Annotated in this window: 21 protein-coding genes and 1 riboswitch; of the genes, 12 read left to right on the top strand and 9 right to left on the bottom strand. The window is 58.2% G+C overall.

Going from position 1 to position 26,107, the window contains the following annotated elements; genetic code table 11:
* Positions 1–127: 127 nt before the first annotated feature.
* Both ACL2XP_RS02100 and ACL2XP_RS02095 read left to right on the top strand, forming a co-directional pair.
* Positions 128–784: a DUF1190 family protein gene (locus tag ACL2XP_RS02100; protein ID WP_413736928.1), complete on the top strand. Its 657-nt coding sequence runs from the start codon at positions 128–130 to the stop codon at positions 782–784.
* An 8-nt stretch (positions 785–792) separates the two neighbouring features.
* The gene (locus ACL2XP_RS02095; RefSeq protein WP_413736927.1) at positions 793–1,953 is read left to right on the top strand and encodes a glutathionylspermidine synthase family protein; all 1,161 of its coding nucleotides are present in this window, start codon (positions 793–795) and stop codon (positions 1,951–1,953) included.
* A gap of 46 nt (positions 1,954–1,999) precedes the next feature.
* Here ACL2XP_RS02095 and ygiD read toward each other — a convergent pair whose 3' ends face one another.
* Both ygiD and norR read right to left on the bottom strand, forming a co-directional pair.
* The gene (gene ygiD, locus ACL2XP_RS02090; RefSeq protein ID WP_413736926.1) at positions 2,000–2,788 is read right to left on the bottom strand and encodes a 4,5-DOPA dioxygenase extradiol; all 789 of its coding nucleotides are present in this window, start codon (positions 2,786–2,788) and stop codon (positions 2,000–2,002) included.
* Positions 2,789–2,936: 148 nt separating this feature from the next.
* A complete protein-coding gene (gene norR / locus ACL2XP_RS02085; RefSeq protein ID WP_413736925.1) occupies positions 2,937–4,457 on the bottom strand; it encodes a nitric oxide reductase transcriptional regulator NorR in 1,521 nt (506 codons plus the stop codon).
* A gap of 186 nt (positions 4,458–4,643) precedes the next feature.
* Between norR and norV the strand changes: the two genes are divergently transcribed.
* The 3 genes from norV (at position 4,644) to tehB (ending at position 8,388) form a co-directional block, all read left to right on the top strand.
* A complete protein-coding gene (norV, locus tag ACL2XP_RS02080) occupies positions 4,644–6,194 on the top strand; it encodes an anaerobic nitric oxide reductase flavorubredoxin (RefSeq protein ID WP_413736924.1) in 1,551 nt (516 codons plus the stop codon).
* A gap of 9 nt (positions 6,195–6,203) precedes the next feature.
* A complete protein-coding gene (norW, locus tag ACL2XP_RS02075; RefSeq protein WP_413736923.1) occupies positions 6,204–7,364 on the top strand; it encodes an NADH:flavorubredoxin reductase NorW in 1,161 nt (386 codons plus the stop codon).
* A 151-nt stretch (positions 7,365–7,515) separates the two neighbouring features.
* Positions 7,516–8,388 carry an SAM-dependent methyltransferase TehB gene (gene tehB / locus ACL2XP_RS02070; protein WP_413739056.1) on the top strand — a complete coding sequence of 291 codons (873 nt, stop codon included), beginning with the start codon at positions 7,516–7,518 and terminating at the stop codon, positions 8,386–8,388.
* A 170-nt stretch (positions 8,389–8,558) separates the two neighbouring features.
* On the opposite strand, the gene ribB is transcribed toward tehB, so the two are convergent.
* The gene (ribB, locus tag ACL2XP_RS02065; RefSeq protein ID WP_413736922.1) at positions 8,559–9,212 is read right to left on the bottom strand and encodes a 3,4-dihydroxy-2-butanone-4-phosphate synthase; all 654 of its coding nucleotides are present in this window, start codon (positions 9,210–9,212) and stop codon (positions 8,559–8,561) included.
* A 117-nt stretch (positions 9,213–9,329) separates the two neighbouring features.
* Positions 9,330–9,505: riboswitch (FMN riboswitch) on the bottom strand.
* Between the two features lie 129 nt (positions 9,506–9,634).
* Here ribB and ubiK point away from each other — a divergent pair.
* Complete coding sequence (gene ubiK / locus ACL2XP_RS02060) at positions 9,635–10,015, top strand: ubiquinone biosynthesis accessory factor UbiK (RefSeq protein ID WP_413739055.1); 381 nt, start codon at positions 9,635–9,637, stop codon at positions 10,013–10,015.
* Positions 10,016–10,115: 100 nt separating this feature from the next.
* Here ubiK and hldE read toward each other — a convergent pair whose 3' ends face one another.
* The 3 genes from hldE to ACL2XP_RS02045 form a co-directional block, all read right to left on the bottom strand.
* Positions 10,116–11,549 carry a bifunctional D-glycero-beta-D-manno-heptose-7-phosphate kinase/D-glycero-beta-D-manno-heptose 1-phosphate adenylyltransferase HldE gene (gene hldE, locus ACL2XP_RS02055; protein WP_413736921.1) on the bottom strand — a complete coding sequence of 478 codons (1,434 nt, stop codon included), beginning with the start codon at positions 11,547–11,549 and terminating at the stop codon, positions 10,116–10,118.
* Positions 11,550–11,656: 107 nt separating this feature from the next.
* A complete protein-coding gene (glnE, locus tag ACL2XP_RS02050; RefSeq protein WP_413736920.1) occupies positions 11,657–14,491 on the bottom strand; it encodes a bifunctional [glutamate--ammonia ligase]-adenylyl-L-tyrosine phosphorylase/[glutamate--ammonia-ligase] adenylyltransferase in 2,835 nt (944 codons plus the stop codon).
* A 39-nt stretch (positions 14,492–14,530) separates the two neighbouring features.
* Positions 14,531–15,838 carry an inorganic triphosphatase gene (locus ACL2XP_RS02045; RefSeq protein WP_413736919.1) on the bottom strand — a complete coding sequence of 436 codons (1,308 nt, stop codon included), beginning with the start codon at positions 15,836–15,838 and terminating at the stop codon, positions 14,531–14,533.
* Positions 15,839–16,274: 436 nt separating this feature from the next.
* On the opposite strand from ACL2XP_RS02045, the gene ACL2XP_RS02040 reads away from it, so the two are divergent.
* Both ACL2XP_RS02040 and ACL2XP_RS02035 read left to right on the top strand, forming a co-directional pair.
* Positions 16,275–16,898: a TIGR04211 family SH3 domain-containing protein gene (locus ACL2XP_RS02040; RefSeq protein WP_413736918.1), complete on the top strand. Its 624-nt coding sequence runs from the start codon at positions 16,275–16,277 to the stop codon at positions 16,896–16,898.
* A 112-nt stretch (positions 16,899–17,010) separates the two neighbouring features.
* Entirely contained in the window at positions 17,011–18,264 is a 1,254-nt protein-coding gene (locus ACL2XP_RS02035; protein ID WP_413736917.1) for a multifunctional CCA addition/repair protein, read from the top strand.
* Positions 18,265–18,349: 85 nt separating this feature from the next.
* Here ACL2XP_RS02035 and bacA read toward each other — a convergent pair whose 3' ends face one another.
* The gene (gene bacA / locus ACL2XP_RS02030) at positions 18,350–19,168 is read right to left on the bottom strand and encodes an undecaprenyl-diphosphate phosphatase (protein WP_413736916.1); all 819 of its coding nucleotides are present in this window, start codon (positions 19,166–19,168) and stop codon (positions 18,350–18,352) included.
* 146 nt (positions 19,169–19,314) lie between these two features.
* Positions 19,315–19,674 (bottom strand): bifunctional dihydroneopterin aldolase/7,8-dihydroneopterin epimerase, encoded by a 360-nt coding sequence (gene folB, locus ACL2XP_RS02025; protein WP_413736915.1) that lies wholly within the window; start codon positions 19,672–19,674, stop codon positions 19,315–19,317.
* A 105-nt stretch (positions 19,675–19,779) separates the two neighbouring features.
* Here folB and plsY point away from each other — a divergent pair, with 105 nt between their 5' ends.
* Complete coding sequence (plsY, locus tag ACL2XP_RS02020) at positions 19,780–20,421, top strand: glycerol-3-phosphate 1-O-acyltransferase PlsY (RefSeq protein ID WP_413736914.1); 642 nt, start codon at positions 19,780–19,782, stop codon at positions 20,419–20,421.
* 34 nt (positions 20,422–20,455) lie between these two features.
* Here plsY and tsaD read toward each other — a convergent pair whose 3' ends face one another.
* Positions 20,456–21,469, bottom strand: a complete 1,014-nt coding sequence (gene tsaD / locus ACL2XP_RS02015; RefSeq protein ID WP_413736913.1) for a tRNA (adenosine(37)-N6)-threonylcarbamoyltransferase complex transferase subunit TsaD — start codon at positions 21,467–21,469, stop codon at positions 20,456–20,458.
* Positions 21,470–21,925: 456 nt separating this feature from the next.
* On the opposite strand from tsaD, the gene rpsU reads away from it, so the two are divergent.
* The 3 genes from rpsU (at position 21,926) to rpoD (ending at position 26,007) form a co-directional block, all read left to right on the top strand.
* Positions 21,926–22,141: a 30S ribosomal protein S21 gene (gene rpsU, locus ACL2XP_RS02010; RefSeq protein ID WP_001144069.1), complete on the top strand. Its 216-nt coding sequence runs from the start codon at positions 21,926–21,928 to the stop codon at positions 22,139–22,141.
* Between the two features lie 124 nt (positions 22,142–22,265).
* A complete protein-coding gene (gene dnaG / locus ACL2XP_RS02005) occupies positions 22,266–24,014 on the top strand; it encodes a DNA primase (protein WP_413736912.1) in 1,749 nt (582 codons plus the stop codon).
* A 151-nt stretch (positions 24,015–24,165) separates the two neighbouring features.
* Complete coding sequence (gene rpoD / locus ACL2XP_RS02000) at positions 24,166–26,007, top strand: RNA polymerase sigma factor RpoD (protein WP_331120536.1); 1,842 nt, start codon at positions 24,166–24,168, stop codon at positions 26,005–26,007.
* Positions 26,008–26,107: the final 100 nt, after the last annotated feature.

The raw sequence follows: 26,107 nt of genomic DNA, 5'->3' as shown, positions 1-26,107 counted from the left end.
CATTGTTATGTATAACTATGTAAAGATGTTTCCGCCACGCCGGCGGATGCTTCTTATTTAGGCGGTTTTCGCCTATTCTAAGACAAGATCTCTGGGAATGTTAAATCATTAATAAAGCAGGATAATAATGAAACGGACAAAAGACATCAACCACGCCAGTTTCCGCAAGCAATGGCGTGCTTATCGCATAGCGCCGGCGGCGCTGGCGGTCAGCGCGGTGTTCATTCTGGCCGGCTGCGAAAAAAGCGACGAAAACGTCTCGCTGTATCAGAACAGCGACGATTGTACCCGCGCCAATCCGTCCATGAGCGAACAGTGCACCACCGCGTTTAACAACGCGCAGAAAGAAGCGGTGAAAACCGCGCCCAAATACGCCTCGCGCGAGGATTGTATCGCCGAGTTCGGCGAGGGGCAATGTACCCAGGCGCCGGCCCAGGCCGGCATGGCCGCCGAATCCCAGCAAAGCGGCAGCTTCTGGATGCCGCTGATGGCCGGTTACATGATGGGCCGCATGATGGGCGGCGGCGGTTATTCGCAGCAGCCGCTGTTCACCTCCCGCGCGCCCAATAGCCCCGCCAACGGCAAGTTTGTCGACGCCACCGGCCGCAATTACGGCCCGGCCACCGGCGGGCGCAGCATGAACGTGCCCAAAACCGCCATGGCGCCCAAGGCGCCGACCACCAATACCGTGACCCGCGGCGGGTTCGGCGAGACGGTGGCCAAGCAGAACGCCACCATGCAGCGCAGCAGCAGCACCGCGCCGCGCCGCAGCATGGGCGGTTAACGGCAGCCATGAAACGAGTCACCCTGAACGAACGCCCGGACTGGCGTGAGAAAGCCGCCGAATATGGTTTTGAGTTCCATACCATGTACGGCGAGCCCTACTGGTGCGAGGACGCCTATTACCAGTTTACGCTGGCCCAGATCGAAACGCTGGAGGACGTCACCGCCGAACTGCACCAGATGTGCCTGAAGGTCGTGGAAAAGGTGGTGGCCAGCGATGCGCTGATGGCCAAGTTCCGCATTCCCAAGCACACCTGGCAATTTGTGCGCAATTCCTGGCACGCCAATCAGCCTTCGCTCTATTCCCGGCTGGATTTAGTCTATGACGGCCGCCAGCCGCCAAAGCTGCTGGAAAATAACGCCGATACGCCCACTTCCCTGTATGAAGCGGCTTTTTTCCAGTGGATCTGGCTGGAAGATCAGCTCAAAGCCGGCCAACTGCCGCCCGGAGCCGACCAATTCAACAGTTTGCAGGAAAAACTGATTGAACGCTTCCGGGAATTAAAAGACCAGCACGGTTTCAGCTCGCTGCATTTCGCCTGCTGCCAGGACACCATCGAAGACCGCGGCACGGTGCAGTATTTGCAAGACTGCGCGCTGGAAGCCGACCTGCCTAACGCGTTCCTGTTTATCGAAGAGATCGGCCTGGGTGAGCGGGGCCAGTTCACCGATACGGAAAACCAGGTTATCAGCAACCTGTTCAAGCTGTATCCGTGGGAATTCATGCTTAAGGAAATATTTTCCACCAAACTGGAAGACGCCGGCGTGCGCTGGCTGGAACCGGCCTGGAAAAGCATCATTTCCAACAAGGCGCTGCTGCCGATGCTATGGGAAATGTACCCGGGGCATCCCAATCTGCTGCCGGCCTATTTCGCCGAAGATAACCCGCCTCCCATGGATCGCTACGTGGTCAAGCCGCTTTTTTCCCGCGAAGGGGCCAATATCCGCATCGTGGAAAACGGCAAGGAAACCGCCCATGTGGACGGACCTTACGGCGAAGAGGGGACCATCGTGCAGGAGTTTTGCCCCCTGCCGCGCTTTGGCGACAGCTACACCGTTATCGGCAGCTGGCTGGTTAACGATCAACCTTGCGGCCTCAGCATCCGCGAAGATAAAGAAATGATCACGCAGGATCTGTCGCGTTTTTATCCGCATATTATCCTAGGCTGACGCCGGCGTTCACGCGGCGGCGCCCTGAACCGCTGCGTGAAGATTGCTACCCCACCTGCACCGACATCATACTCAGCGATCCCATCACAATGCCGTCCGCGGGTATTGAAATCGGTTCGCGTCCATCCCAGGCTCCCAGGACGTACAGCAGCGGCAGGTAATGCTCGGTGGTGGGATTGGACAGCGCCGCGCCTTCATGCTGCATAAAATTCACCAGCGGATGGGCGCCGGCTTCGCCGCGCCAGGCGATATTATCACGTACAAATTGATTGAATGACTCGGCCCAAGGATAAGGCGCCGGGTCGCCCTGCCAGCGCACCATGCGTAAATTATGCACCACGTTGCCGCTGGCTATAATCATTACGCCCTGGTCGCGCAGCGCCGCCAGTTGTTGTCCCAATTGATAATGATATTCCGGCGGCCGGGTACCGTCGATGCTGAGCTGCACCATGGGAATATCCGCCTCCGGATACATTTTCTTCACCACGCCCCACGAGCCGTGATCAAAACCCCACTCTGACAAATCCGCGGTTACCGCAATCGGCAGCAGCAGTTCCTGGATGGTTTTCGCCAGTTCGGGGGAGCCCGGCGCCGGATAGCGCACATCAAACAGCGCCTGCGGAAAACCGCCGAAATCATGGATAGTGCGCGGGTTTTCCATCGCGGTAACCGCGGTGCCGCGGGTGTACCAATGCGCGGACACCGCCAGGATGGCGCGAGGACGGGGCAGGGTTTGCCCAAGCCGTTCCCAGGTTTGGGTAAAGTCATTATCTTCCAGCACATTCATCGGACTGCCGTGTCCAAGAAACAGTGCGGGCATACGGGGTTCGCTCATGTTGGTTCCTTATTCATCATCTTGCCGCGCCAGGCGCATCTTGATGATTACGTTACGCCAAGCGGGCAATAAATAAACTCGGATAAGCATGATAATGATATTCAATTAATTTGAACTAAAATTCTATGCAAACGATAAATTAAAATAGCTACTTAAGCCCCAGCCGCCGGGCCAGGCGGTGCAGATTGCCAGGGTTAACGGCTAAGGCGCGGGCGCAAGCGGACCAGTTATCGCCGCAGCGCGCCAGCGTCAGGCGAATCAGCCGGCGCTGGTACTCATCGGTACCGTGCCGCAGCGTGGCCGGTTCCACGGCATCCTCCGGCGGCTGGACCGGACGGATGCCCTGCCCCGCGGTCTCCAGGCTGAAATTATCCGGCTGCAGCAATATTTCGCCATTGCCCTGGCCCGCGCGCGCCAATATCGCGGCGCGATAAATCGCGTGCTCAAGCTCGCGCACATTGCCCGGCCAATGGCTTGCCGACAGCAGCGCCAGGGTGGCTGGAGCGAGCGCCACCCGCCCCAATCCCAGGCGGGCGCGGCTGCGTTCGCAAAAGAAGCCGGCCAAAAGCGCGATATCACCTCCGCGCTCGCGCAAGGGCGGCACATGAATAGGGAAGACGCTCAGGCGGTGAAACAAATCGGCGCGAAACTGCCCGTCCAATACCGCATCTTTTAGTACCCGGTTAGTGGCGGCCAGAACGCGCACATTCACCCTTAGGCTTTGGTCATCGCCCACCCGCTGCAAATCGCCATATTGCAGTACCCGCAATAATTTCGCCTGCAATGTCAGGGATAACTCACCGATTTCATCCAGGAACAACGTGCCATTATCCGCCAGTTCAAATTTGCCGATGCGATGGTGAATGGCCCCGGTAAACGCCCCTTTGACGTGGCCGAATAACTCGCTCTCCGCCACCGACTCCGGCAGCGCCGCACAGTTAAGATAAACCAGCGGATTGGCCGCCCGGGGAGATTTTTGATGGATGGCGCGCGCCACCAGCTCTTTACCCACGCCGGTTTCACCGGTGATCAGCACATTCAGATCGGAATTGGCGACGATATCGATCTCTTTTTTCAACTGCGCCATCCCTGCGGACAGGCCGATCATTTCGTCCTCATCATCGGTATCGGGCCGGCGATTAGCGGGCGCCGGAGTGGGTTCCTGCCTTTCCAGCCGCTCCACCAGCAGGGCGTTGCCCAGCGCCGTCGACGAAAGCGCTCCCACCAGGCGCAACTCTTCGTCGCTGAAATGATCGAGCTGATGCGGGTCCATGCCGTCAATGGTCAGCGCGCCGATCAGGTTTTGATTGGCAAACAGCGGCAGGCCGATGCAGGCATGTACTTTAAATGTCTCATGACCGGGAATCAGCCCGTCGTAGGGATCGGGCAATTGGCTATCCGCCGGAAAACGCACGACGTCCCCGGCGCGGGCAATGGCCTCCAGCCGAGGATGTTCGGCCAGCCGGAAGCGGCGCCCCAGCACGTCGGGAGACAGCCCGGCGATCGCCAGCGGGCGGAACAGCTGCTGCTCATAGCTCAACAGCGCGCAGGCATCGCAATCCAGCAGACGCCGCAGGCTGTCGGTCAGCCGCTGAAAACGGTCCTGGCTGGAAATGCCCGCCTGGAGTTCAATCGCGATACGGCTCAGGGTCTGGATGGATAACGCCATGGCTAAGTACCTGGTCAGGCTTTGTCAAAATGATAATTACTATATCAAATTGACTCTATAAGTCCATATTCATTTTGACAAAATAAAAATAAAAACTATTAAAAATCAATAAATTATTAATTGGCATCGGTTATGCAGTGTTATTGCCAGACAACATTTTTCCCATTAAGCCAAAAGGTTTACATCATGACGGTTCACGTTAAGAACAATATTTATTGGGTAGGACAGCGGGATTGGGAAGTGCGTGATTTTCACGGCACCGAATATAAAACCCTCAAAGGCAGCAGCTACAACAGTTACCTGATTCGCGAAGAAAAAACCGTTTTGATTGATACGGTGGACTTTTCGTTCAGCCGTGATTTTGTACAAAACCTGGCGCAGGAAATTGATCTGGCCGATATCGACTATATCGTTATCAATCACGCGGAAGAGGATCACGCCGGCGCGCTCAGCGAGCTGATGGCGCGCATTCCCAATACGCCGATTTACTGCACCACCAACGCCATTGATTCCATTACCGGCCATCATCACCATCCGGAATGGGATTTCCATACGGTTAATACCGGCGACAGCCTGGATATCGGCAACGGCAAGCAGCTGATATTCGTGGAAACGCCGATGCTACACTGGCCGGACAGTATGATGACCTATATCACCGGCGACGCGGTATTGTTTAGTAATGACGCCTTTGGCCAACATTATTGCGATGAACATCTGTTTAACGACGAGGTGGATCAGAACGAATTATTTGAACAGTGCCTGCGCTACTACGCCAATATCCTGACGCCATTCAGCCGGCTGGTGACCGCCAAAATCACCGAGATACTGGGGTTCAACCTGCCGTTAGCGATGATTGCCACCTCCCACGGCGTGGTATGGCGCGACAACCCGACGCAAATCGTCGCCAAATATCTGCAATGGGCGGACAGCTACCAGGAAGATCGCATCACCCTGTTTTATGACACCATGTCCAATAATACCCGCATGATGGCCGACGCGATCGCCCAGGGCATCAATGAGGCCGACCCGGCCGTGGACGTTAAAATCTATAACGTCGCCCGCCATGATAAAAATGAAATCCTGACCCAGGTGTTCCGTTCCAAGGGGGTTCTGGCCGGGTCCTCCACCATGAACAATGTCATGATGCCCAAGGTGGCCGCTTTGCTCGAAGAACTGGCGGGCCTGCGTTTTCGCGATAAAAAGGCCTCGGCCTTCGGCAGCTACGGCTGGAACGGCGGCGCGGTGGACCGGGTGCAAACGCGCCTGATGGATGCCGGTTTTGAAACCACGCTGCCGCTAAAAACCAAATGGCGCCCGGACGGCGCTGCGCTGGAAATTTGCCGGGAACACGGCCGGGAAATCGCCCGCCAATGGGCGCTTCATCCCCTCGACGCCCCGGTACGGACCGCGGCGCGTCCCCAGTCTCCGGCACAACGTGAACCCGTGCAGGGCCAATACCGCCCCCAGACCCCGGCGCACTTGGCTCCGGCGCAAATAGAGCCCGCGGCAACCCTATCGCAAAACACCGCTGCGGACGTAGCGCAGGCCACCCTGGAGCGACCCGCCGCCGCAGACAGCGTAAAAATGCAGTGCAGCGTATGCCAATGGATATACGACCCGGCCGTCGGCGAACCCATGCAGGCGGTGGACGCGGGCACGCCCTGGGAGCAGGTGCCGGAAACCTTTTTATGCCCGGAATGCGGGCTGGGCAAAGATGTTTTTGACGCGCTGCGATAAGGAAACGCCATGAGCCAGGACATTGTGATCATCGGTTCGGGTTTCGCCGCCCGGCAATTGATTAAAAATATCCGTAAGCTGGACGACGCCGTACCTATCCGCCTGATCGCCGACGATAGCTGCGATGAATACCACAAGCCGGAACTGAGCCATGTCATTAGCCGGGGACAAAACGCGGATGACCTCACGCGCATGACCGCCGCGCAATTCGCCGAACTTTACCGGCTGGCGCTGCACAGCCATTCGCGGATTAACCGCATCGATCCCCTTGCCCGCCGGATCTACGGAGAGAGCGGCGATTATCCCTACCGGCAACTGGTTCTGGCCACGGGCGCGCAAGCCATTGTTCCGCCTATCGAAGGGCGGGAACTGCTGCTGACGCTCAATAGCCAGCAACAATACCGGCAAATCGAAACCCAGCTGCGGCAGTCACAGCGGATACTGCTGCTGGGGGCCGGCCTGATTGGCACCGAATTGGCCATGGATTTGGCCCGGGCGGGCAAACAGGTGACCCTGGTCGATCGGGCCGCCAGCATCCTCGCCGCCCTGATGCCCGCGGAAGTCAGCGCGCGCCTCCAGCACCGGCTGGTGGAACAGGGAGTGGAACTGATCCTTAATACCCGATTGCTGAACCTGCAGCAACACGCATCGGGCCTGACGGCGGTCCTCCCGCGCGGCCGCCGGCTAACCGTGGATGCGGCCATCTCGGCCATCGGCCTGCGGCCCGATACCGCCCTGGCCGCGGCGGCGGGTCTGGCCACCGGCCGGGGCATCCGGGTTAACGACCGCCTGCGCACTTCCGACCCTTATATCTATGCCTTGGGCGATGGCGCGGAGATCAACGGCGCGTTAATGCCTTTTTTACAGCCAATACAGCTAAGCGCCGCGGTACTGGCGAAAAATCTGCTGGGGGGTGCCGACAGCCTGCTGCTGCCGCCGATGCTGATAAAAGTCAAAACCCCGGACATGCCGCTGCACTTGGCCGGGCAAACCCAGCGCGCGGATCTGCGCTGGCAGGTTGATTTTGACGCCCAGGGCATACTGGCCCGGGGTTGGGATGACCAGCGGCGACTTTGTGCCTTTGTGGCGGGCGAGGCGCGCATGAAAGAAGCGTTTTTAATGCTGCGGCAATTGGATATCAATGCCCATCAACCCATTGCGGTAGTTTAAGCCCACACCCGCGATACGGGCCGGTAAACGTTTACCCGGCCCCTGAATTGGGATATTTTTTGCTAAATGCTATTGACCGTCCTGCGGGACGGCGGAGATAACCATGCAGGATAAGACTCAAATAGTTCCTCAGCCGGCCATGCAACCCGGCATGCGCGATCTGATCTGTTATAAAACCATGCCCGTCTGGAACGCCGGCACCCTGCCGGAAGTATTCCAACAACGGCACAATACCAAAGAGGGCGCCTGGGCCAAACTCAAGGTATTGCAAGGCACGCTGACCTTCGCCTTTTTAACTGACGACGATGAAATCCTTGAAACCGCGGTATTCACCCCGGAGAACCCGCCGCCGCTGGTGCAACCGCAGCAATGGCACCGCATTGCCGGTTTTTCGCCGGACATGGAATGCCAACTGGCGTTTTATTGCCTGCCGGAAGACTTCTATCATTTAAAACACGATCTGACCCGCACGCACTCCGAAGTCATTGAAGCGGCCAAATATCTGCCGCCGGGCAAAGCCCTGGACCTGGGCTGCGGCTCCGGACGCAATGCCTTATACCTTAATTTACTGGGCTTCGACGTCACCGCCTACGATAAAAACCCGCTGGGCATCGACACCCTCAACGGCATTATCGCCACGGAACAACTGCACAATATCCGCACCGGCATCTATGATATCAACGAACAGCTCATCGACGGACGCTATGATTTTATCCTCTCCACGGTGGTGATGATGTTTTTACAGGCCGACAAAATCGAGCGGGTCATTGGCAATATCCAGCAAAGCACCAACGACGGCGGACTTAACCTGATCGTCGCCGCCATGTCCACCGACGATTACCCCTGCCCGCTGCCCTTCCCGTTCACCTTTGGCACCGGCGAGCTGAAAAATTATTATCGCGACTGGGAAATCATCAAATACAACGAAGACATGGGGCAATTACATAAAACCGACGCCGACGGCAACCGCATCAAACTGCGCTTCGCCACGCTCTTGGCCAAAAAACGCCCAGCCGGGGATTAACAGCGAGCCCAGCCAACGGCGGACCGACAGAATATCGTGTTGAAGGGAGGCCATGCCAGCGAGGCCGAAGCGGCCATGGTTTTCCTGGCCGCCAGAGCGCCTCATGGCATGGTAGGCCCGCCGCCACCGGACCCGCAGCGAACCGTGTTGAAGGGAAAAAGTGAGTGCCCTCAGCTCGCCTGTCGGGTCAACGACCGGCGATACTGCACCAAATCCTCAATCGTCACCACCGGCATCCCATGCTCCCGGCCGAAAGCCACAATCTCCGGCGCATGAGCCATGCTGCCGTCTTCATTGGTCACTTCACACAACACGCCCATCGGCTTAAGCCCGGCCAATGTCACCAAATCAATACTGGCTTCCGTATGGCCACCGCGGGTCAACACCCCGCCCGGCTGCGCGCGCAGCGGAAAAACGTGGCCCGGACGATTAAGATCGCTCGGCTTGGCGTTATCCTTGATGGCGGTACGGATAGTGGTCAGGCGATCGGCGGCGGAAACGCCGGTGGTCACGCCCTCGGCCGCTTCGATGGTCACGGTGAACGCCGTCTGATAATGACTGGAGTTGCGCTCCACCATCATCGGCAAATCCAACTGCTGGCGACGTTCCTCGGTCAGGCACAGGCATACAATGCCGCTGCCGTGACGAATGGCCAGCGCCATCTGCTCAACGGTCATATTTTCGGCGGCGAAAATCATATCGCCTTCGTTTTCACGATCTTCATTATCCAGCACCAACACACCGCGGCCATGGCGCAATGCATCGAGCGCGTTTTCCACGCGTTCTGTCGGCGTACCGAATTCGGAAAGAAGCGTCTGATTCATGGTAAGTAAAACCTCATAAAGTATATGGATTACCAGAACCAGGGCAGACTTAGGAGTGAGCCTTATACAGGCTGAAAAGATAACGAGAATGAGTTGGTAATTTGACTCATTGTAAACCGCTACTCTCTCCCATCCGGACTATAACCGTCGGCCCCGGAATTACACCGGATCTGCTGACCTCGGATTGTGGTGCAATCCGAGCGCTCGCGGGCTTCCTGTGCGATAATCACATTAAGCAATAATTACACAGGTTTACCGCCGGTGGGGAGTTACACCCCGCCCTGAGAATAAACGCCATAACTATAACGCCATTGGATAATCAGGGCAATTAGCAAACGTATAATTTCTGGCTTGTTCTTTTAGTTTCTAATCTACCGATCTGGCATTACACTTAACCAAAACTAACCCGTTAGGGAACCATGATGATTGACACTAAAAAAATCGAACAGCTCGCCCGTCAGATCCATGAATCCTTGCCCAAGGGCATCCGCGATCTGGGAGATGATATGGATAAAAAAATCCGCCAAATATTGCAAAGCCAATTTAGCCGTATGGATTTGGTCAGCCGCGAGGAATTTGATGTACAGACGCAGGTATTGCTGCGCACGCGTGAAAAATTAAGCCAGCTGGAACTGCGGATCAACGCGCTGGAAACCATGCCGGGCAACGCTGCGCCTGCCCCAACGACTCCGGCGGGCGCCGCAACCGCCGCCCCCGCGACTCCGGCCGCTGATGAAACCAACGCCGAAGCGTCGGTGGATGCCACGGTGAACGGCATCAAACAAACCGGCAAGGACCTCTAACCGGACGCGGCCGCCACGATATAGGCGCCGCCGCCCATCGTACCGTCAAGCCTCCGGGCGGAGCCTAGAGCACCAACCCGGCCGGCTTGTGCGCGGCGAATCAACCGCGCCTGCCGCTTTTAATGGCGTTGATGATATTGGTGGTGGAGCAGCCGTCTTCAAAATTCAGCACCTTGACGTCGCCGCCGTTGGCCCATACTTCCTGGCTGCCGGCAATCTGTTCGGGCCGGTAATCGCCGCCCTTCACCAGCAAATCGGGCAGTATCTCGCCAATCAGCCGCTGCGGGGTATCCTCGTCAAAGGCCACCACCCAATCCACCGCCTGCAGCGCGCCCAGCACGATCATGCGCTGCGCCAGCGGATTCACCGGGCGGGACTCGCCTTTCAGCCTCCGCGTCGAATCATCGCTGTTCACCGCCACGATCAGCCGGTCGCCGAGCCGCCGGGCATTGGCCAGATAAGACACATGGCCGGCGTGCAGGATATCGAAAATACCGTTGGTCATAACCACCTTTTCGCCGCGCTGCCGGGCCTGCGCCACCGCCTGCTGCAATTCGGCCTCGGTCATGACGCCGAACCCGGCATCGCCGCGGCCCTGGATCGCATTTTCCAGCTCAATGGGGCTAACGGTGGAGGTGCCCAGCTTGCCGACCACCACGCCCGCGGCGGCATTGGCCAGGAAACAGCACTCTTCCAACGGCCGTCCGGCCGCCAGCGCCGCCGCCAGCACGCCGATCACCGTATCGCCGGCGCCGGTGACATCATACACTTCCTGCGCCTGGGTCGGCAGATTCAGCGGCTCCTGGCCGGGCTGCAGCAGCGTCATGCCCTGTTCGGAGCGCGTAATCAATAATGCCGACAAAGCAAAATCGGCGATCATCCGCATGCCGCGGCTAATCAGATCCGCTTCGTCGCGACAACGCCCGGCGACCGCTTCGAACTCGGAAAGATTGGGCGTAAGCAGCGTGGCGCCGCGGTAGCGGGCGAAATCAGTGCCCTTGGGATCGACCAGCACCGGCACCCCGGCGGCGCGCGCCAGTTGGATCATCTCCTGCACCCGGTCCAGCGCCCCTTTGCCATAGTCCGACAGCACCATGGCGCCGGCGGCCGGCAACGCCTGTTTAATCCGCTCCTGCATCGGAGCCGGGTCCACGTCGGCAAACCCCTGCTCGAAATCCAGGCGAATCAGCTGCTGGTTGCGCGACAGCACCCGCAGTTTGGTAATCGTCGGATGAGTGGCCACCGCCACGAAGTCGCAGGTGACGCTGACCTCGTTTAAACGCGCGCCAAGGGCGCGGGCGGCGTCATCGATGCCGGTCAGGCCCACCAGGCGCGAAGCGGCGCCCAGCGCGGCGATATTCATGGCCACGTTGGCCGCGCCCCCGGGACGCTCCTCGATGGTATCGACTTTGACCACCGGCACCGGCGCTTCGGGTGAGATACGGCTGGTCGGACCGTACCAGTAACGATCCAACATGACATCACCCACAACCAGCACGCCCGCCCGGCGAAAATCAGGCAACGTAACTTTCATCCACTTACTCCAGACTCAACCTTTTTATTGCGCGAGATAGTAGCATAGCCCGCGTGATTTCTCTCGCTCACGGCGGCAGAATCGCGCTTTTTCATGCCGTGGGGATCTCACTCCAGCCACTTATGCCAGTAACCGGTAATCAGCTCCCGCTCGGCCCGGAACCGATGATTTTCCACGCGGCTAGGCAGGTCCTGCAGGGTTAAATGATGGATCTCGTCGCGCAGGGCGATATACGCCTGGGTCAGGGATGACGCTTCCCCATCGCTGATAATGCCGTTACGGGCCATCAGCTCAAAAATGCGCACATTGTCGGACCAGCGCGTCAGTTCGGGGATCGCGGCGGCGTGGCGCAACACCAGATATTGCGCCATAAACTCGATATCCGTAATGCCGCCCTCGTCCGCCTTGATATCGAACATGCCGCCGCTTTTACCGGCCAGATGCTGGCGCATTTTCGCGCGCATGCCGCTAACCTCGGCGCGCAAAGCCTCGCCGTCGCGCTCGCGGCACAATACGGCGCGGCGGATCGCCACAAAGCGGGAGCGCAGCGCCTCGTCGCCATACACCATCCGCGCGCGGACCAGGGCCTGGTGCTCCCAGGTCCAGGCTTCCTGCTGCTGATACTCTTCAAATGCCCCTAGCGTGCTGACCAGCATGCCGGCGGCGCCGGAAGGCCGCAGCCGCGGGTCCACTTCATATAAAATGCCCGACGGCGTGCGGGTGCTGAACAAATGCATGATCCGCTGCGCCAGGCGCAGGTAGAATTGACGGCCGTCGATGCAGCGCTCGCCGTCGGTCATAACCTCGGCCGGACAATCATGCAAAAACACCACGTCCAGATCGGAGCCGTAGCCCAGCTCCCAGCCGCCCAGCTTACCGTAGCCAATGACCGCAAACCCCTGCCCGCCTTGTTCATCGAGATGGGACGGCCGGCCGTAGCGCGCCACCATGGTCTTCCAGGCCTGCTGGAGCACGGCGGCGATCATGGCTTCCGCCAGATAGGTTAAATGATCGCTGACCCGCATCACCGGCAGCACGCCGGTAATATCGCTGGCGGCGATACGCAGATGCTGCGCCTGCTTGAATTGCCGCATGGCGTCGAGCTGCTGTTCTTCGTCTTCTTCCGGCACCCGCATTAAATATTGGCGCAATTCGTCGCCGTACGCCTGCGGCTCCAGCGGATGGTAGAGCGTCGCCGGGTCGAGCAATTCATCGAGCAGCAGCGGATGTCGGGCCAGCTGGGTGGCGATCATCGCCGAGGCGGAACACAGGCGGACCACATGGGTCAATGCGCCGGGATATTCCACCAGCAGTTCGAGATAGGTGGTGCGGGAAACGATATTCAGCAACATCGGCGCCACCCGGCCGAAGGCGGCATCCGGCGCGGGCTGTATACAAATTTGCGCCAGTAGCCGGGGCATAAGCTGATCCAGCACCTCGCGCCCGCGCGGCCCGATGGTCCGTTTGGCCACATCGCGCCGGAACTCGCCGAGCAGGGCCGGCAATTGCCCGCGGCCGTCGGCGTCGTCCGACGGCGACTGAGGTTCCGGCCGTCCGGCATCCTGCTGCGGCGCATCAAACCACATTGCGCCGCAGCGCCCATAATCCGCAGGATCGGCCGGATCGGGCGCGTCATCGCCGATCAGCTCATTAAAGATGTCCCGCACCCCGCGCATATGCCGATCCAGCTCCAGGCCCAACGCCGGCCAATCGACCACGCCCATGCCGTAGGCCAGGCGGGCCTGGTTCAGCGCATCGGCGGGCAGGGTCTGGGTTTGCTCATCATTGATGGCCTGGAGCAGGTTTTCCAGCCGGCGCAGATAAAGGTAGGCCCGGCTTAACCGCTCCGTCTGATCGGGGGTGAGCAAGCCCAGCTCGCCGATCGCCAACAGGGTGGGCTGCAGGGAATGTTGCTGCAAGCGGGGTTCACGCCCGCCGCGGATCAGTTGGAATACCTGGGTGATAAATTCGATTTCGCGGATACCGCCGGCGCCCAGCTTGATATTGTCCTTTAATCCCCGCCGCCGGACTTCGCGGGCAATCATGATTTTCATATTGCGCAGGGACTGGATAACGCTGAAATCGATATAACGGCGGAACACAAAGGGCCGCAGCATGCCGTGCAGTTCGCGGCTGTACCCATCGTTGCCATCGCCCATCAGCCGGGCTTTAATCATGGCGTAACGCTCCCAGTCGCGGCCCTGCTCCTGGTAATAGTCCTCCAGCGCGGCGAAACTCAGCACCAGCGGCCCGCTGTCGCCAAACGGGCGCAGACGCATATCCACGCGATACACAAACCCTTCGGCGGTGGGCTGGTCCAGGACTTTGATCAACCGCTGCCCCAGGCGCGTAAAAAACAGCGCATTATCCATTTCGCGCCGCCCGCCCCGGGTATGGCCGTTCTCGGGATAGGCAAAAATCAAATCGATATCGGAAGAAAAATTAAGTTCGCCGCCGCCCAGCTTGCCCATGCCCAGCACCAGCAGCGGCTGCCCGGCCCCCTGCGCGTCGCCCGGCGTCCCCCATTCAAGGCAGCAGGCCCGGTAAAGCCAGTCGCGGGCGGCGATAATCAGGGTTTCGGCCAGTTGGCTGAGCTGGGTCAGGATCTCGGTGGTGGCGCACAGGTCCAGCGCCTGCGCCCAGCCGATCCGCACCAGGACGCGGCGGCGGAACAGCCGCAGCTCGCGCATCAGGTCCGCTTCATCCCGCACCTGCGCCAGTTGCTCCCGCAAACTGTCACCATAACCGCGCCATTCACCGGCGGCCGGCGGGTGCTGGCGCAGCTCGTCCAGCCAGTCCGGCCGGGCAATCAGCGTTTCGCTGATAAAATCGCTCAAGGCCAGCGGCACGGCCATGGCGTCATCCACCCGCGCGGACGCGGCCAGCCTGGCGGATATCTCCTGCGCCTGCCGGCTTAACGGGGGCGGTAAAGGCAGCTTCATGTTCAAACTCCTGATGGCGGGCCGCGCCCGGGCTATGGCCTAACGATTATTGACGCTGCGCCAAAAACCCGCCTGCGTCACCGCCTGGCGGCGCATAAACTCCAGGTCGTTGGTGCCGGGCAGGACAATGGCCTGCTGCAGTCCTTGCCAATGCAGGATATAGGACAACACCTTATTCGCGGGATAAGAGCCGGAGAGCAGGTGAAAAGCCATGATCCGCCGTTCCAGGCGCGGCAATTGCTGGTGATATTCCTCGGGGGAAAGCGCCCGGCCGAACGCGACCTTCAGTTCCGCGGCGCAGCGCGACAACATGACATCGGCGAAGCGTTTAAAGGAACCGTCCAATTTTTTGCGGGCGGCATCGGTAACGCTGCTTTGCCAGCCGGCGAGGATCAGCCATGTGGTGAGCGCCAACTTACATTGCAAATAAACCGCCTCGTAGCACAGGATGCGGGGATCGCCGTCCGGCAGCGCTAAACGTTCGCTGACCTCCGCCAATTGGGCGCGCAGCACGGTGGTGGCCTTGCGCGGGATCATATTGCCCATCACCACGAAGGTTTCACGGATCAGGGTGATGGCGGTGAGGATGCTTTCACGGGCCAGAGGCACGCCCGCCAGCCACAGTTCCTCATGATACTGCCAGTGCGATAATGCCAGCGACAGCGCCTCGCTCAATCCTTGCTCCACGGTGGCCTTGGGCGCGGGACGCAGCAGCGGCAAGGCGCGGATTTCCCGGGGCGGATTGCCCGCGGCCAAATGGTAGCCGCGCGCGGCTTTGCTCAGACTGCCCGGTCGCAGACCGCCGTCGGTGGTGAGCGACCGGGCGAACGACAGCAGATCGGTAATACTACCGCGCAGCAATTCCATTTCCAGCTCGCAAATGGCCTCCCGTTCATCGCCGGCCACCACTTCTCCGCGGTCAAACGCTACTTCAATCTCGCTGTCGCCATAAGTGACCACCCACTTTTCGCGCTGATAGTCGGTGCGAAACAGCGGTTCCAGGCGCGATTGCAAGGCAGCGGCGGACACGCCCTCCGGCCAAACCTCCGCCGGCAGCAGCGCGATATCCAGCTCCGGGCCGGGCAAAGGAATATTATATTCCGGATGCTGATGCAGGCCGGCGACGACTTTGCCGGCGGTTTTGGCCGTCATCTCATAGCCACCGTTATTGCCCCTCACGCGCAGACCCACGCCGTGACGGCGCAAATCAAGCCCGGCGGTGTCAAAATAAATATTAACCAGGTGTTGCGCAGGCGAATGGACGCCGCCGGTGGCGGAAACCCGTTCCCCCAGCGACGATACCGCATCCGGATGGACGATAAATTTTAATTCTATTTCTTCACTCATAGCTTCGGCCACACCTATTAGTTGCTGTACGTGTAGTTGCTGTACGAGAAAGCGGGATTCGGCGCCCGGCCGTTACGCCGGGCAAGACGATAAACCAGCATTGGCATCCTATCTGATAAGATAATCATCACCTTAATGCCTCATAGGGACAAGTCAGTTAATAATTTAAATGCCAATTTATGTCAAAAAATACATCAAGCCAAACGGCCATACTGCCTTTTTTATCTCTTACAACCCAATTTATTGGCATGAGCCGCAAATTTATCGCTCAAGATCGGTTCGCAAGCGGGTTTGGCCCCGGCTTAATTGCCAGCGGCCCGGCAACAGACGCCCTGCGCCGCCTGATAGTAAGATAGTTCCCATTTCTGTTTAAGCATTGCGTCGTCAAACTGATCCCTCTACTATCGTCCCACCTTTGATTAAAAACGACGGAACTATGCACAAATTACGCCATATTTGCTTCGCGTTATTGAGTCTAAGCTTCGCCGCTAGCACTCATGCCGCCGATGAGAAGCGCTACATCTCCGATGAGCTGATTACCTATATCCACAGCGGGCCGGGCAATCAATACCGCATTGTCGGCACGCTCAATTCAGGGGAAGAAGTCGAACTGCTCGGCGTCAGCGAAGCAAACAGCTACGGCCAGGTCCGCGATTCCAAAGGGCGCACCGCCTGGATACCGCTCGATCAACTGAGCGACCAGCCCAGCCTGCGGGTAAAAGTTCCCGCACTGGAGCAGCAGGTGCAAACCCTGACCCAGAAACTCGATACCATTGACGCCAGTTGGAACCAGCGTACGGCGGAAATGCAAAAAAAAGTTACCGAAAGCGACGCTACCATCCAGGGTCTGCGTGACGAAAATCAAAGCCTGAAAGATCAACTCGTAGTGGCCAAGAAAAAAGTGGACGCCGTAGCGGTACAGCTTGATGACAAACAGCGCGCCATTATTATGCAATGGTTCCTGTATGGCGGCGGGGTTGCCGGCGTCGGCCTGATCCTCGGGTTACTGCTGCCCCACGTGGTCCCGCGCCGCAAAAAAGATAATCGCTGGATGAACTAGGGCCGGCCAGCCGGACGTTTCGTGTTGACCGCGCGTAATGTGGAAAAACGGCATTGCGGATGCGACTACACTTAATAGATGATGGCGAAACCGACATAAACGGGAGTTCATAGTGAGAAAGTATCTGGTCGGCGGCGCGGTGCGCGACAGGTTATTACATTTGCCGGTGCATGAAAAAGACTGGGTGATCGTGGGCGCCACCCCTGACGAACTTTTGGCCGAAGGCTATCAGCAGGTGGGCAAGGATTTCCCGGTATTCCTGCACCCGCGATCGCGCGAGGAGTATGCGCTGGCGCGCACCGAGCGTAAATCCGGCCGGGGTTATGCCGGTTTTACCTGCTACGCCGCTCCCGATGTCACGCTGGAGCAGGATTTGCTGCGCCGGGATTTGACCCTCAATGCCATTGCCCAGGATGAGAACGGCGAACTGATCGACCCTTATCACGGCCGCGAAGATATTGAGCGGCGCACGTTGCGCCATGTCTCGGACGCTTTTGGCGAAGATCCCCTGCGCGTGCTGCGCGTGGCGCGCTTCGCCGCGCGCTTCGCCCATCTTAACTTCCGTATCGCACCGGAAACCATGGCGCTGATGCGGCAGATGACGGACAGCGGCGAACTGCCGCTTATTTCGCCGGAACGGGTCTGGAAGGAAACCGAAAAAGCGCTGGCCACCCTCAACCCCCAGGTTTATTTTCAGGTACTGCGCGATTGCGGCGCCCTGGCGGCGCTGTTCCCGGAAATCGACCAGCTGTTCGGCGTGCCCGCGCCGGCGAAATGGCACCCGGAAATCGATACAGGCATTCATACGTTAATGACGGTGTCGGTGGTGGCGCAGCTTACGCCCGATATCGCCGTACGTTTTGCCACCCTCTGCCACGACCTGGGCAAAGGCCTGACGCCGCGCGATCAATGGCCACATCATCACGGCCACGGTCCGGCGGGGGTCAAGCTGGTGCAGGCGTTGTGCGACCGCCTGCGGGTGCCAAATCAGGTGCGGGATTTGGCAAAAATCGTCGCCGAATACCACGATTTGATCCACACGGTGGATCGCCTGACGCCAAAAACCCTGATGAAACTGTTCGGGGTAATCGACGCCTGGCGCAAGCCGGAACGCCTGGAGCAAATGATTATGTGCAGCGAAGCCGACGCCCGCGGCCGCACCGGGTTCGAGAATAACCCCTACCCGCAGGGGGACTACCTGCGCGAAGCGTTCCGCGTGGCGGGAACCATCACCAACCGCGAAGTGATCGAAGCCGGTTTTAGCGGCGCGGAGATTGGCGACGAAATCCGCCGCCGCCGCCAGGGCGCCCTGACGGAATGGAAAAGCCAGCAGGAACGGTCGCGGGCCGAGGTTATAGAAGACTGATACGGCGCGATCGCGTCCCGCTTGCCCCATAAAAAAACGTCGCAACCCTTAACCGGTCGCGACGTTTTTTTTATTCCCTGGAGCCCTACAGCATGACCCAGTACACCACCGCCGCCAAAATAAAGCGATAGATGGCAAAGGGCACAAACGAAATGCGTTTGATGATTTGCAGGAACAGCTTGATGGCGATCAGCGCCACGACAAACGCGGTGACAAAACCCACCGCGAACATCGGGAAATCGTGCCAGGACAGAAACGGCAGGCTTTTATATAGATCCAGTACCGTAGCGCCCAGCATCATGGGCACCGCCAGGATAAAAGAAAACTCCGACGCCGCATAACGGCTGACACCCACCAGTATCCCGCCGCTGATCGTGGCCCCGGAGCGGGAAAAACCCGGCCACAGCGCCAGACACTGAAAACAGCCGATCAGGAAGGCTTGCAGATAGGTGATATCATCGATCCCCGCCGCCCGCGGAACTTTAGGCTTCAGCCATTCGCCGGCCAGCAGCAAAACCCCGCCCACCACCAGCGCGTAGACGACATATTTGGCTTCAAACAATCCTTTGATTTGCTCATGAAACACCAGCCCCATAACCACCGCCGGGATCATCCCCAGCAGGATATGCCCTAACCGCAGGCGCCCGGTGCCGATGCCTTCATGTTTGACCTCGCCGAAATGGATGCCGATCAGGCCAAACAGCCGGCGCCAGAACATCACCACCACCGCCAGGATCGAACCCAACTGGATAATAACTTCAAAGGTTTTCGCTTTATCGTCGGTGAAGCCCAGCAGGGTGCCGACTAAAATCATGTGTCCCGTCGAGGAGACCGGCAAAAATTCCGTTAACCCTTCAACCACCCCAAGAATAAATGCGATGAACAAATCATGCAGGTCTGCCATACAACACGTTCCCCTCAATCAACCGACAACAAAAAAGCGGCGGTTCAGTAATACCAACCCAGCCGCTAAAACAGTACGGAAAATGAGACAAACATACGGTAAAAAGGTTTCGGCTGCATGAATTTTAGATTAAGAGTCATAAACTTTCAGACTTTTCGGTTATCACGCTCGATAATCACCCCAACGCTTTTTGCCTGGGGCACCGCGCCGGGTTTGCTCAGCTTGATACGCACCCAGGGCAAGGCAAAACGCGCCATCAGCAAATCGGCCACCTCCTCCGCTACCCGTTCCACCAGGGCAAACCGGTTGGACGACACGAAAGAGAGCACGATTTCGCTGACATCGGCGTAGCTCAGGCAGTCCGCCACATCATCGCTGCGCGCCGCCGGCCGGTTGTCCCACCCCATTTCGATATCGAACACCAGCTTTTGCTGGCGGTTTTGTTCCCAGTCATATACGCCGATGACCGTCATTACCGTCAGCTCTTCTATAAATACAATGTCCATGCGCGATACTCGGTTTTTGTGGTTGTCGGATACCACTTCCAATGGAATATGCGTATTATCCACAGTTAGACAAATAAAACGATGATTACGGGACGGAACTTGGTTATGAATGCTATTGCGATTGGCATGATAATCTTCGCCTACCTTTGCGGCTCGGTTTCCAGCGCGATTCTGATTTGCAAACTGGCCCGCCTGCCGGACCCCAGAACCCATGGTTCAGGCAACCCAGGCGCCACCAACGTGCTGCGTCTTGGCGGCAAGGCCGCTGCGGCCGGCGTGATGGTGTTTGACGTTCTGAAAGGGATGCTGCCGGTGTGGCTGGGTTACCGGCTCGGGATTCCGCCTTTTTATCTGGGGCTGATCGCCATTGCCGCCTGCATCGGACATATTTATCCGGTGTTCTTCCATTTCCAGGGCGGCAAGGGCGTCGCCACCGCGTTTGGCGCCATCGCTCCCATCGGCTGGGATCTTACCGGCCTGATGGCCGGCACCTGGCTGCTGACGGTGCTGCTGAGCGGCTATTCTTCCCTGGGCGCCATTATCAGCGCGCTGATCGCGCCGTTTTACGTCTGGTGGTTTAAACCGCAGTTCACTTTTCCGGTATCGATGCTGTCATGCCTGGTGCTGCTGCGCCATCACGACAATATCCAGCGGCTTTGGCGCGGCCAGGAGAGCCGCATCTGGCGTAAACGTAAAAAAGACCGGGATATCGATCGGCACGAAGACGGGCAGGAGAACGGGAAATAACCCTTCCTGCCCGTATTAGGGACCGCGCAGCGCGTCACACCGCAGGCAGTTCGGACAGGGGCCAGCGCGGACGCACGGTTATCGCCAAATCGCCCAGCGTGCCTGCCTGCAAACGCATCATCCCCGCATAAGCAATCATCGCGCCGTTATCGGTGCAAAACTCCGGCCGGGCATAAAACACCTTGCCGCCGCGCTTTTGCATCATTTCACCCAGGCGTTCGCGCAGCGTGCGGTTGGCGCTGACGCCGCCGGCAATCACCAGCCGTTGCAGCCCGGTTTGATCCAAGGCGCGCCGGCATTTGATCAATAGCGTGTCCACCACGGCGTCCTCAAACGCCCGGGCCACGTCCGCGCGGGTCTGCTCGTCCTGCTCGTTGGCGCGGATGGTATTGGCGGCAAAGGTCTTCAAACCGGAAAAACTGAAATCCAGCCCCGGCCGGTCGGTCATCGGGCGCGGAAAGGTAAAACGGCCGGCCGCGCCGCGCCGCGCCATTTGCGACAGCATCGGGCCGCCGGGATAATCGAGCCCCAGCAATTTGGCGGTTTTATCAAACGCCTCGCCGGCCGCGTCGTCGATGGATTCGCCCAGCAATTCATATTGCCCGATTCCCTGCACGGCGATGAGTTGGGTATGGCCGCCCGATACCAGCAATGCGGCGAAAGGAAACGCCGGCGGGTCCCGTTCCAGCATCGGCGCCAGCAGATGACCTTCCATATGATGTACCGCCATGGCCGGTTTTTGCCACGCATATGCCAGGGCGCGCCCCACGGTGGCGCCGACCATCAGGGCGCCCACCAGTCCCGGACCGGCGGTGTAGGCCACCCCGTCGATATCCCCCGCGCCCAGCCCGGCTTCCCGCAGCGCGGCCTGGATCAGCGGCACCGTTTTGCGCACATGATCCCTTGAGGCCAGTTCCGGCACCACGCCGCCATAGTCGGCATGCAGCTTCACCTGGCTATAGAGCTGGTTGGCCAGCAATCCCGCCTGCCGATCGTAAATCGCCACGCCGGTTTCGTCACAGGACGTCTCAATACCCAATACACGCATAATTTTTTACCGATTCCACCCAACTCCGCTTAGTGCGGCGCATAGTCTAGCATAATCACGCACCGTGGGCGCCAGGCGCGCAATCCGCCAGCGTAAATTCAGTGTCTTTATCGTTCACACCGTGATACAAGTATTGCCCTCGCGCTTCCCTTGAGCGGGAATACGATCCCGGATCGCGGTAACGATCGCGGATCGGCATCGGGATCGAAAGGCCAGACCGCTTGATTTTGCCTTTTTTAATCGAGCAGGCCAATCGAGTGCGGCAAATTTGGCCGATTTGCGCTATAATCAGTCCCAGAAATGTTAAATTGCGCGGTCAATAGCCGCAGCGCTTGCAAGATCATTGTCCGCGGCGCTTTACAAAGCAGTCGCGGTTGAAGTAAAATTCCGCACCATTTTGAAACGGCTGGCACAAGGTCAGCAGCAAAATCCGAATTCTATCGAGGTGAGAGTTACATGCCGGTAATTAAAGTACGTGAAAACGAGCCCTTCGACGTAGCACTGCGTCGCTTCAAACGTTCATGCGAAAAAGCAGGTGTCCTGGCCGAAGTTCGTCGTCGTGAGTTCTATGAAAAACCGACTACCGAACGTAAACGCGCCAAAGCATCCGCAGTAAAACGTCATGCAAAAAAATTGGCTCGCGAAAACGCACGCCGCACTCGTCTGTATTAATTTTTCGGGGTGAAAGCCCCAACCGCGTGATTAATCCGCAGACTCAGTAGTTGCATACGAAGGCCGTGCGATCCGGAAGGATTGCGCGGCTTGTTCTCGTTTATAGGCTAACCAATCAGGGCTTATGGCTGGACGAATCCCACGCGTATTTATCAACGACTTGCTGGCTCGCACCGACATCATCGATCTCATCGATGCCCGGGTGAAGCTGAAAAAACAAGGCAAGAATTATCACGCTTGTTGTCCGTTTCACCATGAAAAAACCCCGTCGTTTACCGTTAATGGCGAAAAACAGTTCTATCATTGTTTTGGGTGCGGCGCGCACGGTAACGCCATTGATTTCCTGATGAATTACGACCGGCTCGAATTTGTCGAGTCCATCGAAGAACTGGCTACCATGCACGGTCTGGAAGTGCCGTCCGAAGCGGGCGCCGGGCCAAACCAGCAGGAACGCCATCAGCGCCAGGGCCTGTATCAGGTAATGGAAAAGCTCAGTGATTATTATTCACAGGCGTTGCAACAAAACACGGCGGCGCCAGCGCATGCCTACCTGACCAAGCGGGGATTGAGCGCCGAGATCATCAGCCATTTCTCCATTGGCTACGCGCCCGCCGGCTGGGACACCGTGTTAAAGCGTTTCGGCCGGTCGCCAGACGATCGCACCGCATTGAACGATGCCGGAATGCTGGTGACTAACGATCAGGGCCGGGTCTACGATCGCTTCCGCGAGCGGGTGATGTTCCCGATTCGCGACCGGCGCGGCCGGGTGATCGCGTTTGGCGGGCGCATCCTGGGCGACGGGCAGCCGAAGTACCTGAACTCGCCGGAAACCGAGATATTCCATAAAGGCCGCCAGCTGTACGGGCTTTATGAGGCACAGCGGAAACACCCGGAATTATCGCGCCTGCTGGTGGTCGAAGGGTATATGGACGTAGTGGCGCTGGCGCAGTTCGGCATCGATTATGCGGTGGCATCCCTTGGCACCGCCACCACCGCCGAACATATTCAGTTGCTGTACCGCGCCACCGACCAGGTCATTTGCTGCTACGACGGTGACCGCGCTGGCCGTGAAGCCGCCTGGCGGGCGCTGGAAACCGCCCTGCCCTACCTGAACGACGGGCGCCAGCTGCGCTTTATGTTTCTGCCGGACGGGGAAGACCCCGATACCCTGGTGCGCCAGATTGGCAAAGAGGCGTTTGAACAGCGTATGGAACAGGCGCAGCCGCTGTCGGTGTTTTTATTCGAGACGCTGATGCCGCAGGTGGATTTAAGCAGCCCGGACGGGCGCGCCAAACTCAGTACGCTGGCGCTGCCGCTTATCGGCCAGGTGCCGGGCGAAACGTTGAGGATGTATTTACGCCAGCAGTTGGGTAATAAATTGGGCATTTTGGACGATAATCAGCTGGAAAAGCTGCTGCCCAAGCAGGCCGGCAATACAAATATTTCGCCGCAGCCCCGGATAAAACGCACAACCATGCGTATACTTATAGGGTTGCTGGTGCAAAACCCGCGCTTAAGCGCGCTTATACCATCAGTGCAAGGTTTAGAGCAGGCCCAGCAACCGGGCGTGCCCCTGTTTATCGAATTAGTGCAGACATGCCAGGCGCAGCCGGGCTTGACCACGGGTCAGTTGCTTGAGCATTACCGGGATAATAAATCCAGCCCGCAGCTTGAAACCCTGGCCGTTTGGAACCATATGATCATAGAAGATATGATCGAAGCGACATTTGTCGATACCCTGGCCAGTCTCTATGATTCAATACTGGAACAGCGTCAGGAAGAGCTGATAGCACGCGACAGAACTCACGGATTGACGGCCGAAGAACGAAAAGAGCTTTGGTCTTTGAACATGGCTTTGGCCAGAAAAAAATGAATGACGAGGCTTAATTGCCTATAAATGGCAGGGCAATGCCCTGTGCGATGCCGTACTGGGCTGCGGCGTTAAACAAAGGCCTGATCTCTTGTTGGTGATGAAATTTCACCGACCAACACCGAATTATACTCTGAAGTGTGGATACCGTCTTATGGAGCAAAACCCGCAGTCACAGCTCAAGCTACTTGTCACTCGTGGTAAGGAGCAAGGCTATTTGACCTTTGCCGAGGTCAATGACCATCTGCCGGAGGATATCGTCGACTCCGACCAGATCGAAGACATCATCCAGATGATTAACGACATGGGCATCCAGGTGATGGAAGAAGCACCGGATGCCGACGATCTGCTATTGGCCGAAAACACCTCCGACACCGACGAGGATGCCGCCGAGGCCGCCGCGCAGGTCTTATCCAGCGTGGAGTCCGAAATCGGACGCACCACCGATCCGGTGCGCATGTATATGCGCGAAATGGGTACGGTTGAATTGCTGACCCGTGAAGGTGAAATCGATATCGCCAAGCGTATCGAGGACGGGATTAATCAGGTGCAGTGCTCGGTTGCCGAGTACCCTGAGGCAATTACCTATCTTTTGGAACAATATGACCGGGTGGAAGCGGGCGAAGCGCGCCTGTCCGACCTGATCACCGGTTTTGTCGATCCGAACGCCGAAGAAGAAATGGCGCCTACCGCGACCCATATCGGCTCGGAGTTAACTACGGCGGAGCTGGCTGATAACGACGAAGACGAAGAGGAAGAAGACGACGACGCCGAGGACGATAACAGTATCGATCCCGAACTGGCGCGCCAGAAATTCGTCGACCTGCGCGATCAGTACGAAGCCACCCGCAACGTGATTAAAGCCAACGGCCGCAGTCATGCCAAATCGGCTGATGAAATTCTGAAACTGTCAGAAGTGTTCAAACAGTTCCGGCTGGTGCCGAAACAGTTTGATTATCTGGTCAGCAACATGCGCTCCATGATGGATCGCGTGCGCACGCAAGAACGCCTGATCATGAAGCTGTGCGTCGAAGTCAGCAAAATGCCGAAGAAAAACTTCGTCACGCTGTTTGCCGGCAACGAAACCAGCGAAGCCTGGTTCAAAGCCGCGCTGGCGATGAACAAGCCGTGGTCGGAAAAACTGCGCGAAGTGGACGACGACGTCCATCGCAACCTGCAAAAACTGCGTCAGATCGAAGAAGAAACCGGCCTGACCATCGAGCAGGTGAAGGATATCAACCGCCGCATGTCCATTGGCGAAGCGAAAGCCCGCCGCGCCAAGAAGGAAATGGTGGAAGCGAACCTGCGCCTGGTGATCTCCATTGCCAAGAAGTACACCAACCGCGGTTTGCAGTTCCTGGATTTAATCCAGGAAGGGAATATCGGCTTGATGAAAGCGGTAGATAAGTTTGAATACCGCCGCGGTTATAAGTTCTCGACCTATGCCACCTGGTGGATTCGTCAAGCCATTACCCGCTCCATCGCCGACCAGGCGCGCACTATCCGTATACCGGTGCATATGATTGAGACCATTAACAAACTCAATCGCATCTCCCGCCAGATGCTGCAGGAAATGGGCCGCGAGCCCACCCCTGAAGAACTGGCGGAACGTATGCTGATGCCGGAAGATAAAATCCGCAAAGTGCTGAAAATCGCCAAAGAGCCTATCTCCATGGAAACGCCGATCGGCGACGATGAAGATTCGCATTTGGGTGATTTTATCGAGGATACCACCCTCGAACTGCCGCTGGATTCCGCCACTTCGGAAAGCCTGCGCTCGGCCACCCATGATGTACTGGCCGGCCTGACCGCCCGTGAAGCCAAGGTGCTGCGCATGCGTTTCGGCATTGATATGAATACCGACCATACGCTGGAAGAAGTGGGTAAACAGTTTGACGTTACCCGCGAACGTATCCGTCAGATCGAAGCGAAGGCGCTGCGCAAGCTGCGCCATCCCAGCCGTTCTGAAGTGCTGCGCAGCTTCCTGGACGACTAAACCCCGCCAGGCCCGTAGCCAGGCCTGCCGCGGCGTTTCACGGCATTAAAAAGCCCCGCGCTCATCGGCGGGGCTTTTTTTATGCGTAATCGATCTTGTT

Source organism: Sodalis sp. RH21 (genome assembly GCF_047324175.1).
Classification (GTDB): domain Bacteria; phylum Pseudomonadota; class Gammaproteobacteria; order Enterobacterales; family Enterobacteriaceae; genus Acerihabitans.
This window is presented reverse-complemented; position numbering and strand designations above follow the sequence as displayed.

Bases quoted from the DNA above. Each gene is read 5' to 3' on its own strand.
- ACL2XP_RS02045 (WP_413736919.1), bottom strand. From the start codon at position 15,838: ATGAGTGAAGAAATAGAATTAAAATTTATCGTCCATCCGGATGCGGTA.
- tehB (WP_413739056.1), top strand. From the start codon at position 7,516: ATGCGCGATCTGATCTGTTATAAAACCATGCCCGTCTGGAACGCCGGC.
- tsaD (WP_413736913.1), bottom strand. From the start codon at position 21,469: ATGCGTGTATTGGGTATTGAGACGTCCTGTGACGAAACCGGCGTGGCG.
- ygiD (WP_413736926.1), bottom strand. From the start codon at position 2,788: ATGAGCGAACCCCGTATGCCCGCACTGTTTCTTGGACACGGCAGTCCG.
- norV (WP_413736924.1), top strand. From the start codon at position 4,644: ATGACGGTTCACGTTAAGAACAATATTTATTGGGTAGGACAGCGGGAT.
- ACL2XP_RS02095 (WP_413736927.1), top strand. From the start codon at position 793: ATGAAACGAGTCACCCTGAACGAACGCCCGGACTGGCGTGAGAAAGCC.
- dnaG (WP_413736912.1), top strand. From the start codon at position 22,266: ATGGCTGGACGAATCCCACGCGTATTTATCAACGACTTGCTGGCTCGC.
- glnE (WP_413736920.1), bottom strand. From the start codon at position 14,491: ATGAAGCTGCCTTTACCGCCCCCGTTAAGCCGGCAGGCGCAGGAGATA.
- bacA (WP_413736916.1), bottom strand. From the start codon at position 19,168: ATGGCAGACCTGCATGATTTGTTCATCGCATTTATTCTTGGGGTGGTT.
- rpoD (WP_331120536.1), top strand. From the start codon at position 24,166: ATGGAGCAAAACCCGCAGTCACAGCTCAAGCTACTTGTCACTCGTGGT.
- rpsU (WP_001144069.1), top strand. From the start codon at position 21,926: ATGCCGGTAATTAAAGTACGTGAAAACGAGCCCTTCGACGTAGCACTG.
- norW (WP_413736923.1), top strand. From the start codon at position 6,204: ATGAGCCAGGACATTGTGATCATCGGTTCGGGTTTCGCCGCCCGGCAA.
- folB (WP_413736915.1), bottom strand. From the start codon at position 19,674: ATGGACATTGTATTTATAGAAGAGCTGACGGTAATGACGGTCATCGGC.
- plsY (WP_413736914.1), top strand. From the start codon at position 19,780: ATGAATGCTATTGCGATTGGCATGATAATCTTCGCCTACCTTTGCGGC.
- hldE (WP_413736921.1), bottom strand. From the start codon at position 11,549: ATGAAAGTTACGTTGCCTGATTTTCGCCGGGCGGGCGTGCTGGTTGTG.
- ribB (WP_413736922.1), bottom strand. From the start codon at position 9,212: ATGAATCAGACGCTTCTTTCCGAATTCGGTACGCCGACAGAACGCGTG.
- ACL2XP_RS02040 (WP_413736918.1), top strand. From the start codon at position 16,275: ATGCACAAATTACGCCATATTTGCTTCGCGTTATTGAGTCTAAGCTTC.
- ubiK (WP_413739055.1), top strand. From the start codon at position 9,635: ATGATTGACACTAAAAAAATCGAACAGCTCGCCCGTCAGATCCATGAA.
- norR (WP_413736925.1), bottom strand. From the start codon at position 4,457: ATGGCGTTATCCATCCAGACCCTGAGCCGTATCGCGATTGAACTCCAG.
- ACL2XP_RS02100 (WP_413736928.1), top strand. From the start codon at position 128: ATGAAACGGACAAAAGACATCAACCACGCCAGTTTCCGCAAGCAATGG.